Here is an 11,808-nt window from a genome sequence, read left to right as displayed (position 1 = left end):
GGCGGGGGTGTATACTATTATTCATTATGAAATTTTTTAAGGAATTATTACTGGTTTTTTTATATTACTTTTTAAAATGTTTTAGTTTATCCTTGATTTATGTAATACGGTGTATTATATTTTGTATTGACAAAAAATACTTATCAAAAATAATCATCCACTAATTATTTCAGGAGGTAGATACGTGGTTAAGATTCGATTGCAACGCGCTGGAACCAAGAAAAAACCATTCTATAAGGTAGTGGTGGTTGATTCACGAAAACGTCGTGATGGTGCAGTTATTGAAAGCTTGGGGCATTATCAACCCATAGTGAAAGGTGAGCAGTTTGTAGTTGACAGGGAAAAAGTTGCAGAGTGGCTGAAAAAAGGCGCTCAGCCCACAGAAACTATCGCAAAATTACTAAAAAAAGCCGGTATATAAAGGCTTATTCCAATCTTACAGGTGGAGGCGATAACGATGAATTACAAGGAACTTGTGGAGTACATGGTTAAATCTCTCGTTGATCATCCCGATAAAGTTGAAATAAGGGAGATAGAAGGCGAAAAATCTACTATTCTTGAATTAAAGGTCACCAAAGAAGACATTGGAAAAGTTATTGGCAAGCATGGAAGAATTGCGCGTGCAATTCGAACTATATTAAATGCATCAGCCACAAAAACAGGTAAAAGGATAGTTCTGGAAATACTTGATTGAGCAGTAAAGAATATTTTCGTATTGGAGTCATCTCCGGCATCCATGGATTGGATGGATGCCTTAAAGTTCATATAATTACCGATTTCCCTGAGCGATTTTCTGGTGATGTCCCGGTGTATGTGAACATACGTGGACATTACAAAGCTTTTACCATAACAGGTTTTACCTTTGCAGCAAAACGTACTGGATACATGTATTTAGAAGGCATACAGGATGTAACTTCTGCAAATGCAATTAAGGGATGCGAGATATTCATAGATGCTTGTGATACTGAAGTAACACGTGAAGACAACAGTTTTCATTATTCAGCAATCATTGGCTGTCAGGTTTATTATAATAATGAAATCTTTGCACGGGTAATTGATATTATCCAGACCGGTGCAGCTGATACGCTGGTACTAAAAACACCCGAAGGCAAAGAATACCTTATACCGTTTGTTGAAAGTATGGTAAGCACCCATCGACTGCATGAACATATTCTTGAGATTTCCCCTATTGAAGGGCTTATTGAGTGAAGATCTTTAAAATTATTACGCTGTTTCCGGAATTTTTTGAAAGCCCCCTGCAAACCGGGCTTATGGGAAAAGCAGTAGAAAAAGGGTTGTGCCGCTTTGAAATAATAAACCTGCGACAGTGGGGCGAAGGTCAATACCGTCAATGTGATGATTACCCGTATGGGGGCGGAAGTGGCATGGTGCTTATGCCAGGACCACTATTCAAAGCCATTGAATTGCATAAAGATGACTCAACAGTTATTTACCCGTCACCATCAGGAGTTTTGCTGACACAAGAGCTTGTAAAAAAGCTTTTTATGTACGATAGTTACTGTTTTATATGTGGCCAGTACGAAGGCATAGACCAGCGGGTGATTGACCGTTTTGTTGATTATGAAATATCTGTTGGCGACTATGTTCTTTCAGGCGGCGAGTATGCAACATTAACCATTATTGATGCATTATGCCGATATATACCGGGATTTATGTCAAATCCGCAGTCACTGGTTGAGGAAAGCTTTGAAAATTATCTTTTAGAATATCCGCAGTATACACGCCCGCGTGAAATTGACGGGATGGCGGTACCGGATATACTGATAAGTGGTAATCATGAGAAAATTAGGCAATGGCGCCTTGAAAAAAGTATTGAAAAGACTAAGGCAGTAAGGCCTGATCTGTATAGATTGTATAAAGCAAAAAAGGACGAGGTAGAACAATGAAAGCAATACAGTTAGTACAAAATGAATTCAGTAAAAGTTACCGTGATGTAAACTTTGAGGTGGGCGATACCGTTAAAGTCCACTACAGGATAATTGAAGGGGACAAAGAGCGAATCCAGGTATATGAAGGCATCGTTATTGCTATTGACAATAAAGGCATTAGCAAAACCTTCACAGTGAGGCGTATATCTTATGATGTAGGCGTAGAAAGGATATTCCCATTGCATTCCCCACGAATTGAAAAAATTACTGTGGTCAGAAAGGGCAAAAAACGGAGAGCCAAACTCTATTTTCTCCGTGAGCGAACCGGTAAATCAGCAAAGCTTAAAGAAGTTCGTTCCCGTAAAAAAGCCATTGAAACACCTGCAACACACGAGGTTGTTGACAATTCAGAAAACACAGAACCAAATGCATAATGTATGGTTGCAAAACCTGATTTTGCAATAGAACAGGAAGAATGTACAAAAGGCTATAACATCATTGCTGGCATAGATGAAGCAGGAAGGGGCTCTTTAGCAGGGCCTCTTTCTGTTTCTATGGTTATCTATCCTGTTGAAATCTTTAACAATCCCCCACAAGAAATCCTTCGTTGTATAAATGATTCAAAAAAGCTTTCCCATAAAAAACGCATACAAGCTAAAAATATAATTACACAATATTGTTTGTGGTGGGATTGCCTTCTTGTACCGCCTGAAATTATTGACCAAAAGAATATAAACGGAGCTACCTACTTTGCCATCGCCACGCTTTTACAAAAATGTTTGCATACACCACATATAGTGCTTCTTGATGGCAATTTTTCATTTCAACTATCGCTGCCCTATAAGTCCATTATCAAAGGAGATTGTCTGTCACTTTCCATTGCATCAGCATCAATTATTGCCAAGGTAACCCGTGATGAATATATGATGACAATCAATGCACAGTATCCGCAATATGGATTTGCACAGCATAAAGGGTATGCAACTACAAAGCATTTAAATGCCATAAAAAAATACGGACCATCGCCTGTGCACCGAAAGACCTATGAACCAGTTGCAAGTTTATTCTATGAACTATCGCTATTTCCATGAAAATTACAGACAACATTGTTAGCGCGCACCGAACACAATCATCACCTATTACACTGAAAAGCGGTCAAGTAGTTGTAGGAACCATCACCAAACGTTTAACTGCATCCACCGCTATGGTGCGTGTGGGAAACCAGACTTTTGAAACACGTTTTGCAAAAGGACTTCCACAATCCAACCATATACTTTTAAAATTTGATAAAATAGCAGGTAACCGTTTTATCTTTTCACTGGTTGAACCTAAAGCTTTAGGTAAAACTGATATACTGTGTGCAACACCTTCAAACTATGCTTTATTTATGAAAAACCTGAATATGGCAGATTCGCTGACGGTATTTTCACTACACAAGGCACTGTTTGATACACATGGTAATCGCGAATATACATTTACAGTGATTGCTCCGCTTTTGCAACGTTTGTTGCAAAAAGGTGTACCGGAAAAGCTTTTGCAAAAATTTTGTTACACTTTATCTAAAGACACTGGTATAAGTTTAACTATGCATATATTACAAAATATTGGTGATAGCTCATTACGAGATTTTGAGCTTCACGATGAAGAAATTGAAAGCCTTATGTCAATGATGTCAAAAGATGATATTGAAAGCCTTATTCAATACCTGAGCGATAGTTCCGGAAATTTGTTTACAGTGCCATTGTATGATGGCAATTCATTCAGTGATGCGTATGTTCTTTCCGATGATAATTATGTATGTATTGATGTGACATTTTCACATTTAGGAAAATTGAATATTATGATAACCCAAAAGGATGCAATAGCTGCTACCATATACTGTTTTAATGAAGTTGCCTTCAACCAGTTACATCAGCAATGCCCTATTATAGCACGCAGTATACATGAACAAACCGGCAAAAAGGCAGCCTGTCATTGTATACAGCGAAGCGATTGGGAAGAAAAAATTATTGCATTAATTAATAATATGTATATACAATATAGTATTGATTTTTCGGTATAGGTAAGTCCATAATGGAAGACATTGCGGTAGCACTGCAGTACTCAGTAGAAGAACACATTCCCAAAGTCATTGCTAAAGGGAAAGGAAAACTTGCAAAAAGTATTCTTGACAAAGCACAAGAGTATAATATACCTATTTATCAGGACAAAGATTTAGCAGCAGTACTTTCATCCCTGGAAGCCGGTTCATATATACCTGAAAGCCTTTACAAAGCTGTTGCAGTAGTACTGGCATATTGCTATCGCATAAACAGCGATTTTAGAAAAAAATTGAATTGAAATAGTGCACTTTTTACTGTATAAAGTGCATAAACAATATGTGAATAAGGGGCAAACATAAAAATTTGACAACTATGGCTGAAATGCGAAAAATACCAGTTGATGAATTAAAACCCGGGATGCGGTTTGATAAACCGGTGTATATAGACAGTAACAATATGCTTGTTGCTGCCAATGTGTCCATCAAGCTTGATGATATTAAAAAACTTATGCGGTGGGGAGTCAGTGAGGTTGAAACTGCGGGAACTTTAGTTTCAACCGATCAAGAAATCAAGGCTTTTACTGCCCGTGCCACCATGACTGAAAGCGATGAAGCAAAGAAGATCATTGATGATTATAATAAGCTTCTTACCCAACGGGTTCCTTTGATAGAAATACATAAAGATGCATGTAAAGCGATTGCAAATGTCCACAATGCCATAAAAGCTGATCAACAGTTTTCTATTGATGAAATTGATGTTTCCTTAACAAAAATAATGGAAATCATGAAGAATTATCCTAATATCTTTTTATTTTTGTATGGATTGGAAGAAGGCAAAAATTATTTAGTTGTTCATTCTGTTAACGTCACATTTTACTCCCTGCTTATAGGCATGGCTTTGAAATATACGCCCTTAAAACTGCGTGAACTGGGAATTGGTACCATGCTTATAGATGCCGGTATGATTAAATTACCCGCATACATCATGCATAAGCAATCCAACCTGACGGAACATGAGTTTAATCAAATAAAGACGCATCCCTTACATGGGTATAAAGCACTACGGCAACTTGGCAAAATCCCTGAAAAAAGTGCCCTTGTATGCCTGCAACACCATGAACAATATGATGGCAAAGGCTATCCACGGGGACTAAAAGGCACACAAATTGATGAATATGCCCGTATTGCAGCCATAGCTGACTCATACGAAGCTCAGATAGCAAACAGGGCATACCGTAAACGGATATTCTTCTATCAGGCAATGAAGAATTTGCTCTCAAGTGGAATCAATAAATTTGACCCGGTTATACTGCGTATATTCCTGTCAAGGATGTCAGTATATCCTATTGGTTCAATAGTTGAGCTTAACAATGGTACTGTAGGAATTGTTATTGGTTCTATTCCGCAAAAGCCTTTGCGCCCTATTGTTAAGCTTATTATTGATTCAAATAAAAAACGTTTTACCGATACCATTATCGTTAACCTTCTTGAAGAAAAAGCTCTGTATATAATACGGGCACTTGATGAAGCCGAAATTGGCGTAAATCTTTTTGAAGTACTATAGTCTGATACATAAACTCACTATATAGCGGAGTACTCCAATGAATAACCACCAATTTGGCACTGAGGGAGAAACCCTTGCAAAAGATTTTATAGAGAAACAGGGATTTACCGTTATTGAACAGAATTTCCGCTACGGACGTTATGGTGAAATTGACATCATTGGCATAAAGGATACATTGCTTGTGTTCTTTGAGGTTAAAACCCGCCATACATTAGCATATGGTAATCCATCATACGCTATCACCCATAAAAAGAAAAAAGCTCTACGCGCAGTGGCTACCTATTTCCTGATTCAAAATTCACAATACAATAGTAAACACTACACACTGCGATTTGATTGCATAACTATATTAGGGCAAACAGTAGAATGGATACAGGATATAGTACGGTAAACTTAGCGCGCACCACCGTTTTGAATATATCCCCACTGTTTGAGCAGCGTGTTCATTTCATCTGAAATGGCTACATTTTCGGAAACCTTCTGTATGCCACCTTTCTGTGGTTTACTCCACACAATGAGTTCATCAGGGAATAGACGTAAAGCTGCATCATCAGGCATTTTCTGTAACAGAGGCTGGGTTGTATCAAAGACATACATTCCGCTAGTTTCAGGAAGAGCAGTGCCACTGTATCCCCATAGCACTGCTCTGCCATCAGTCTGGATATAACAGGCAGTGCGTGCTGGAATAGTAGAAAAAATAATGCTTTCCCCCTTCTTAAGGGTGAATGCATACTGTTGCCTTGAAATTTTTTTCACCTGTCCACTGGACTCCACTGTATAAAAAAATCCTTCACGGACACTGATGCTGCCCTTTACATCCCTTTTAGCATACAGAATATTCTCAGGCTGCTTGAACCGCAGTGCATACAATTGCTGCTGCATTTCAAATGCTTTTTTTGTATCAACAGCCACAATATTATGTAGCTCATCAGGATCCTGGTTCAAATTGTATAATTCATAATACTCATCAACCTGAGCCCCACCCCAGTGATGCGGTTTAACCCCAAATCCGTAAAATTTTTCAACATACTTGAAGTTATCAATCCTTACAGCATACATCAACCTACCTTCACTGTATAAAGACCTATCCTGCATCTCATTTCCTGCAATGAAACTCATGAGAGTTTTTCCTTGATAACTATCGGGTACAGGTATACCGCTTAATTCACACACCGTTGGCGCTATATCAATATTGCGCACCTGATACGGTACTATCGCAGAACCTTTGAAGATATTTTTTGGCAGCTTGATGATTAATGGCACATGTAATTCTTCGTCATACATTGTCTGCCCATGCGTAAAAATTGACTTTTTGTCAGTGTATGGGGAATGTTCATGTTTGCTGTTAAACACCTCACCATGATCGGTGGTTACTACGATAATGGTGTTGTTATACAGGTTTAGCTTCTTCAACGCTGACACCACTCTGCCAATATAATCATCAGTGTAAGCCACTTCCCCTAAATATCGCCTGAACCATGGATGCACATTCTTGATTGATTTCCTAAGTAGCTCTAAATACTGCGGGGGTGGAATATAGGCATTGTGCGGAGCATTGAAATTAACGAAAAGGAAGAATGGCTTATCTTTATTGGTAGTTACCCATTGAATTACCTCATTGGCAATATCCATAGTATCTTCCCACTGACGCTCGTACTCGGACATATCATCAAATCCTAAGTCAACGCCAATGCCTGAATGATCCAGAATAAATGCGTTGTTGCCAATAGAACGCGTAACATATCCGTGCTTACCAAAAAGTACCGGCAGTGGCACCACACCGCTTTGCGTATAAAAATATTTCTTTTCCTGCTGTGATACCTGAAAGTAATAAATATTAACACCCGTTGCCCAGCCATACACCGAAGAAAGCATAGCAATGGTTGAAGGACGCGTCCAGTTTGCAACCACAAAGTGTCTGGTAAACGCAGCACCATCACGTGCCAGTGCATCCATATTCGGAGTGATGTTGTATTTGGGTACAATACAGTGTACTGCATCGGCACGTAAAGCATCAACCGAGATAAACACCACATTTGGTTTTTTAAAGTCGTTATCTTTATGCTTCACAAAAGCATTGGCAATAAAACAATATGCGGGATTGTTTGTGTACGATTGAAATTCCATAACAAGCTTTGCGCCAGCAAATAGATGAGGTATGCTACACTGTATGTGCGTAAATGGTATGGAAGACAGGGCATATTCACCCAATACCATTTTTTGTGTGGGCGATAGTAACTGTACAGTAAGCCTGCCTTTACCCATTACCGCACAGTCAAAAAAAAGTTTTCCGCTATGGTGCAGTGGAAACAAAACCTTTCCTGGATTTTGCTCTGTTGCAGCAATCACCAGTGAACGTGTTGCCTTTGACCACTTTTTTACTTTATCAATATCATGAGTAACTTTTACAATGTATGGCTTCTGTAGCCAGGGATCAACATACACATTTTTAGAATACAGATTTTTCAAAAGCGCTACATCATAGTCTATTGCAACATCAGTATGCATCAAATTGGTAAATACCGGCTTGCTCCCGCAGGCTGCACACAGCACGATAATACTGATACTATATACAATGCTATATCGTTTCATAATAGCCCTACATTCTTAATTGCTTGCATACAGTCTAAAGATATCTATTATTGCAATACATTTTTTTATTGAGATTTCAATATTTCTCTTCATTTTTTATCTATTTCTTTCTTCACTACATTTTAAAAACTTTACAAAATAACTATCGCCCTATTATTGTGAATTATAAAAAAGGTATAGATACTATGAAAAGGGTATATATAGTTGTACTGGTTTTAGTAGTTGGATGCAAAACTCAGTTTGGACTTATCCATACTATGCAGTCACAAAGTGGCACACCCATTGCTACAACAACACAGGATGATATTACCATCACCATAGAGCCATTTACCGAAGATACCTGGATACGGTTAGCAGAAAGCCAGTTTATTGATAAGTCAAAAGGTGGCAGGCTGCCTAAAATACCATTTTTTTTGATATTGATAGAGAATAAAAGCAGCCAGCCTATCACCATTAAAGAGATTGCAATACTCTATGGCACTAATCGTTCACCAGTGTACACCTTAGATGAGTTAAAAAATTATCTATCATCACCGGCATACCAGTTTATACAGATAGATGAACTATTAACTCCGCAGCGCCTGCTTACCTATAAAGGCAAGATACAAACAATTAATATTGCCCAGGATTGTGTTCCTTGCACACTCCCGTTTATTCCCGCAGGTGATACCCACTGCATTGTTGTTGCGGGTAAATGGATACCCGTAGAAAGCAGGCAATTTACCGTACAGGTTGTCATTAAACATCCAGATAGTGAAAAAATAGTTGATTGTATATTTATACGTAATGAATATAGGACAAAGGGAAAACACTTTCTTAAGGAGGAACATTAATGAAATTTGACGAATCCGTAATTAACAAAGTATGTGAATTAGCCCGATTAGAGCTGACCGCAGAAGAAAAGCAGGAATTTACCACACAGCTTGAAGACATCATACGCTATGTTGAAAAGATAAATGAGCTTGATACCGCCAATGTACAGCCTGCTGATCACATAGTGCCATTATCCAATGTATTCAGAGAAGATATAGCTAAAGAATCATTACCCGTAGAAGAAGTTGAACATATTGCACCGCAGTTTGAAAAAAGCCATTTTGTTGTACCCCGCATTATAGAGGAAATAGAATGAACAGGCTATTTATAGCGTTACCCATGGACCAGGAAATTATTCATAATTTACAACCTGTATATGCAACGCTATCACAATACAATGACGTACTTAAAGTTGTTGAACCTTCGCTCTATCATTTAACATTAAAATTTATTGGAGAATGTGAGGGCAACGTTGCACGGGCAATTGAATCTGAATTTGCAACATTACGTTTCACTACCCCACCTCTACCCTATGTAGTGAAAAGTATAGGAATGTTTCCAAACAGTAAAAATCCATCGGTTATATGGACTGTGATAGAGACTGATCAGAAATCCATCAATGAACTTGTTACCTGCATTCAGAATTTTGCAAAAAAATACGGGATCAAGGAAGAAGAACGCCCTTTTGTACCACACCTGACACTTGCCCGCATACGAAAAGGGCGCAAACTTACCGAATCAATTCACAAGCGCCTGCAACCATTTACCACTCTGGAGTTTGGTACCGCAACGTTTAACCGTGTTATACTTTTTTCATCAAAACTTACCCCTCAAGGCCCTATATATACAGAGTTAAAGGGAATTAATCTTGCTTAAATGCAACCTTAAGAATAGCATTCTACTATAAAATGCCTTCTTTGAAAGGATCCTGACTTATTGGAATACTAAAAGATATTTTCATTTAAAAAATTAGATTCTTACATTCTATAAAATAAATGACCTCAAAGCAAGAAAGCATTTCCTCTATCGGCCATGTGGGGTCCTAATAAGGTCTGGACGAAGAGTCTCACTTAGATACATTATCATAGACACGGCCAATTTTCCTGAAAATAGGATATACCAACAGTTTTAGTATTGTAATACCTTTTGTATAAACCGTGGTATGCCACGGATGCTGGTTAAAGTCTACGATATGGATAATTCATGTTCAATAACATTGTGTGTTATATTAATTAATTCTTCAATAGACTCATGGGTATATTGGTCAACCGGTATTGGGTTACATACCACTACCTCAATATTCCCAGAGTGGAAAATTAGGCTACCCTTGGGAAGTATTTTCCTGCTTCCTTTTACAACAACTGGCAAAATTGGCATTTTGCGTTCAATAGCTATGGTAAAACCACCTTTTTTAAATTTTTGCAAGCTACCATCTTTTGAACGGGTACCTTCTGCAAAAACAAGAATGCTTACTCCCTGTGGCAAACGGTTAACCGCTTTATTGATGCTTGCAATAGCTTTTTCCCTGTTACTGCGGTCAATAAATACATTCTTTGCTGCATATAATGCCCATCCAAAGAGGGGAATATACAACAATTCTTTTTTAATAACCCATCTAAATTGCATTTTAAGTGAGGTAACCAGAGCAAGGATATCATACTGAGACTGATGATTGCTGATAATGACATACTGCATGCCTTCCTTAATCTTTTCCCTGCCTTTAATATGTACCCTTACACCAGTAACAATGAGCATGGTCCATGCCCATATCTTAGATATGTTAAATGCCAGATTGCCAGTAACTGAAAAAATTGCGGCCACAGTCATGGGTATAAAAAGAATTATACTCATAACCACTGCCCACAAAACAAGCCATATTGATTTTAAAAGATTAAAGATATATTGCATCGCACACCTGATAGAATATTGAATTTATCAATATAAAACTTTTGTGTAACAAATTTATTATTTGATTTATTAATATAGTGTCAATACATTTTCAAGATGATAATAAATAATCATACCATAGTTAGATGAAATTAAAATATGCATACATTCCGTGTGTAATGCAAAGTAAAAAAATAATTGTATGAAGAAGAATGTTAAGTTGAAAAAAATACTCACACAACACACTATATCCACCGCTCGTACTGAGAAGAGCATGTGCAGGAGTATTAATCAAGTGATTTAAGTAAAGCCGCATATTTCAGATAGTATATTTTGATGTATCATCAATTTATGTGCTAGCAATGCAAGTTACAAAATGAAGAAGATACGGGCATTAGTCACTTTGTGATAGTAGCAGGCACTTTAGCAGCAATGGTAATTGAATATACACTGGTTATTGATATTGTAATGATGCAATTAAAAGCTAAAAGTGTTGGTATAAAGTATACTCTTGCTCTGATAGTTAAAATAATATGGAGGGCAGTATGCAGATAGACTTTTAGCTGCCTAAAAGTATATGTATGGTATCTATTGGGCTATTTATTTAAGTTTTGACTGCTATTGAGTGGCCAGTTTTACTAATTCCGGGGGTGGTCCCCAGTAAAATTGGCAACAAGGAATGCCTTCTTCTAAATAAAATGAAAATGTGTAGCCACTAAATCGATAGTTATCGGTATTTTCATCACTGTCTAACGCAGCAAGATAATCAAAAAGATAATTCTCTACACAATAGGCTATAATCTTTGCCAAAGACATCTTACATATTTTGCGCACATCCATCACAAACTCATACTCATTCTCATACAAATACAGATGAACCCGCTTCCAGGATTGATACCGCTTTCTATACTGCAACCGTTTATAGCTTTTGACGGGGATGCGTTTATACGACAGCACATAGTTTATGAAATTTATAATGAAGGTATGCAGCGGTAATTTATACAGAGGTGCATAGTGTTTGA

Annotated in this window: 17 protein-coding genes; 14 read left to right on the top strand and 3 right to left on the bottom strand. The window is 37.7% G+C overall.

The window, feature by feature from the left end; all coding sequences use genetic code 11:
- Nucleotides 1–184: 184 nt before the first annotated feature.
- From rpsP to AB1444_15265, 10 genes are all read left to right on the top strand, one after another.
- Nucleotides 185–421, top strand: coding sequence for a 30S ribosomal protein S16 (gene rpsP, locus AB1444_15310; protein MEW6528023.1), 237 nt, complete (start codon nucleotides 185–187; stop codon nucleotides 419–421).
- Nucleotides 422–457: 36 nt separating this feature from the next.
- Nucleotides 458–694, top strand: a complete 237-nt coding sequence (locus AB1444_15305; protein ID MEW6528022.1) for a KH domain-containing protein — start codon at nucleotides 458–460, stop codon at nucleotides 692–694.
- Nucleotides 691–1,209, top strand: a complete 519-nt coding sequence (gene rimM, locus AB1444_15300; protein ID MEW6528021.1) for a ribosome maturation factor RimM — start codon at nucleotides 691–693, stop codon at nucleotides 1,207–1,209. The genes AB1444_15305 and rimM overlap by 4 nt, the downstream gene beginning before the upstream one ends.
- Complete coding sequence (gene trmD, locus AB1444_15295; GenBank protein ID MEW6528020.1) at nucleotides 1,206–1,907, top strand: tRNA (guanosine(37)-N1)-methyltransferase TrmD; 702 nt, start codon at nucleotides 1,206–1,208, stop codon at nucleotides 1,905–1,907. Before rimM ends, trmD begins: the two co-directional genes overlap by 4 nt.
- Nucleotides 1,904–2,323, top strand: coding sequence for a 50S ribosomal protein L19 (gene rplS / locus AB1444_15290; GenBank protein ID MEW6528019.1), 420 nt, complete (start codon nucleotides 1,904–1,906; stop codon nucleotides 2,321–2,323). The genes trmD and rplS overlap by 4 nt, the downstream gene beginning before the upstream one ends.
- Before the next feature lie 3 nt (nucleotides 2,324–2,326).
- Nucleotides 2,327–2,980, top strand: a complete 654-nt coding sequence (locus tag AB1444_15285) for a ribonuclease HII (GenBank protein ID MEW6528018.1) — start codon at nucleotides 2,327–2,329, stop codon at nucleotides 2,978–2,980.
- Nucleotides 2,977–3,951 (top strand): hypothetical protein, encoded by a 975-nt coding sequence (locus AB1444_15280; protein MEW6528017.1) that lies wholly within the window; start codon nucleotides 2,977–2,979, stop codon nucleotides 3,949–3,951. Before AB1444_15285 ends, AB1444_15280 begins: the two co-directional genes overlap by 4 nt.
- Before the next feature lie 11 nt (nucleotides 3,952–3,962).
- Nucleotides 3,963–4,229, top strand: coding sequence for an EscU/YscU/HrcU family type III secretion system export apparatus switch protein (locus AB1444_15275; GenBank protein MEW6528016.1), 267 nt, complete (start codon nucleotides 3,963–3,965; stop codon nucleotides 4,227–4,229).
- Nucleotides 4,230–4,303: 74 nt separating this feature from the next.
- Nucleotides 4,304–5,494, top strand: coding sequence for an HD-GYP domain-containing protein (locus AB1444_15270; protein MEW6528015.1), 1,191 nt, complete (start codon nucleotides 4,304–4,306; stop codon nucleotides 5,492–5,494).
- Between the two features lie 37 nt (nucleotides 5,495–5,531).
- Nucleotides 5,532–5,885: a YraN family protein gene (locus AB1444_15265; GenBank protein ID MEW6528014.1), complete on the top strand. Its 354-nt coding sequence runs from the start codon at nucleotides 5,532–5,534 to the stop codon at nucleotides 5,883–5,885.
- A 2-nt stretch (nucleotides 5,886–5,887) separates the two neighbouring features.
- Here the strand turns inward: AB1444_15265 and AB1444_15260 are convergent, their stop codons facing one another.
- On the bottom strand, nucleotides 5,888–8,086 hold the full coding sequence (locus tag AB1444_15260) for a sulfatase (GenBank protein MEW6528013.1): 2,199 nt from the start codon (nucleotides 8,084–8,086) through the stop codon (nucleotides 5,888–5,890).
- Nucleotides 8,087–8,271: 185 nt separating this feature from the next.
- Here AB1444_15260 and AB1444_15255 point away from each other — a divergent pair, with 185 nt between their 5' ends.
- Genes AB1444_15255 through thpR form a run of 3 tightly spaced genes read left to right on the top strand, consistent with a single transcriptional unit; the run spans nucleotide 8,272 to nucleotide 9,775 of the window.
- Nucleotides 8,272–8,919, top strand: coding sequence for a hypothetical protein (locus tag AB1444_15255; GenBank protein MEW6528012.1), 648 nt, complete (start codon nucleotides 8,272–8,274; stop codon nucleotides 8,917–8,919).
- Nucleotides 8,919–9,215: an Asp-tRNA(Asn)/Glu-tRNA(Gln) amidotransferase subunit GatC gene (gene gatC / locus AB1444_15250; protein MEW6528011.1), complete on the top strand. Its 297-nt coding sequence runs from the start codon at nucleotides 8,919–8,921 to the stop codon at nucleotides 9,213–9,215. Before AB1444_15255 ends, gatC begins: the two co-directional genes overlap by 1 nt.
- The gene (gene thpR, locus AB1444_15245; GenBank protein MEW6528010.1) at nucleotides 9,212–9,775 is read left to right on the top strand and encodes an RNA 2',3'-cyclic phosphodiesterase; all 564 of its coding nucleotides are present in this window, start codon (nucleotides 9,212–9,214) and stop codon (nucleotides 9,773–9,775) included. Before gatC ends, thpR begins: the two co-directional genes overlap by 4 nt.
- A 309-nt stretch (nucleotides 9,776–10,084) precedes the next feature.
- Here thpR and AB1444_15240 read toward each other — a convergent pair whose 3' ends face one another.
- A complete protein-coding gene (locus AB1444_15240; GenBank protein MEW6528009.1) occupies nucleotides 10,085–10,807 on the bottom strand; it encodes a lysophospholipid acyltransferase family protein in 723 nt (240 codons plus the stop codon).
- A gap of 411 nt (nucleotides 10,808–11,218) precedes the next feature.
- On the opposite strand from AB1444_15240, the gene AB1444_15235 reads away from it, so the two are divergent.
- Complete coding sequence (locus AB1444_15235; protein MEW6528008.1) at nucleotides 11,219–11,341, top strand: hypothetical protein; 123 nt, start codon at nucleotides 11,219–11,221, stop codon at nucleotides 11,339–11,341.
- A 63-nt stretch (nucleotides 11,342–11,404) separates the two neighbouring features.
- Here the strand turns inward: AB1444_15235 and AB1444_15230 are convergent.
- On the bottom strand, nucleotides 11,405–11,808 hold a 404-nt coding region (locus tag AB1444_15230), incomplete at its 5' end, for a hypothetical protein (protein ID MEW6528007.1).

The sequence above is a fragment of the Spirochaetota bacterium genome (genome assembly GCA_040756435.1).
In the GTDB taxonomy this organism is placed as follows: Bacteria; Spirochaetota; UBA4802; order UBA4802; family UB4802; genus UBA4802.
This window is presented reverse-complemented; position numbering and strand designations above follow the sequence as displayed.

Excerpts from the sequence above, each read along its gene's own strand:
- rplS (MEW6528019.1), top strand. The coding sequence starts at position 1,904 with ATGAAAGCAATACAGTTAGTACAAAATGAATTCAGTAAAAGTTACCGT.
- thpR (MEW6528010.1), top strand. The coding sequence starts at position 9,212 with ATGAACAGGCTATTTATAGCGTTACCCATGGACCAGGAAATTATTCAT.
- AB1444_15240 (MEW6528009.1), bottom strand. The coding sequence starts at position 10,807 with ATGCAATATATCTTTAATCTTTTAAAATCAATATGGCTTGTTTTGTGG.
- AB1444_15285 (MEW6528018.1), top strand. The coding sequence starts at position 2,327 with ATGGTTGCAAAACCTGATTTTGCAATAGAACAGGAAGAATGTACAAAA.
- AB1444_15270 (MEW6528015.1), top strand. The coding sequence starts at position 4,304 with ATGGCTGAAATGCGAAAAATACCAGTTGATGAATTAAAACCCGGGATG.
- AB1444_15275 (MEW6528016.1), top strand. The coding sequence starts at position 3,963 with ATGGAAGACATTGCGGTAGCACTGCAGTACTCAGTAGAAGAACACATT.
- AB1444_15265 (MEW6528014.1), top strand. The coding sequence starts at position 5,532 with ATGAATAACCACCAATTTGGCACTGAGGGAGAAACCCTTGCAAAAGAT.
- AB1444_15305 (MEW6528022.1), top strand. The coding sequence starts at position 458 with ATGAATTACAAGGAACTTGTGGAGTACATGGTTAAATCTCTCGTTGAT.
- gatC (MEW6528011.1), top strand. The coding sequence starts at position 8,919 with ATGAAATTTGACGAATCCGTAATTAACAAAGTATGTGAATTAGCCCGA.
- AB1444_15235 (MEW6528008.1), top strand. The coding sequence starts at position 11,219 with ATGGTAATTGAATATACACTGGTTATTGATATTGTAATGATGCAATTA.
- AB1444_15260 (MEW6528013.1), bottom strand. The coding sequence starts at position 8,086 with ATGAAACGATATAGCATTGTATATAGTATCAGTATTATCGTGCTGTGT.
- AB1444_15255 (MEW6528012.1), top strand. The coding sequence starts at position 8,272 with ATGAAAAGGGTATATATAGTTGTACTGGTTTTAGTAGTTGGATGCAAA.
- AB1444_15280 (MEW6528017.1), top strand. The coding sequence starts at position 2,977 with ATGAAAATTACAGACAACATTGTTAGCGCGCACCGAACACAATCATCA.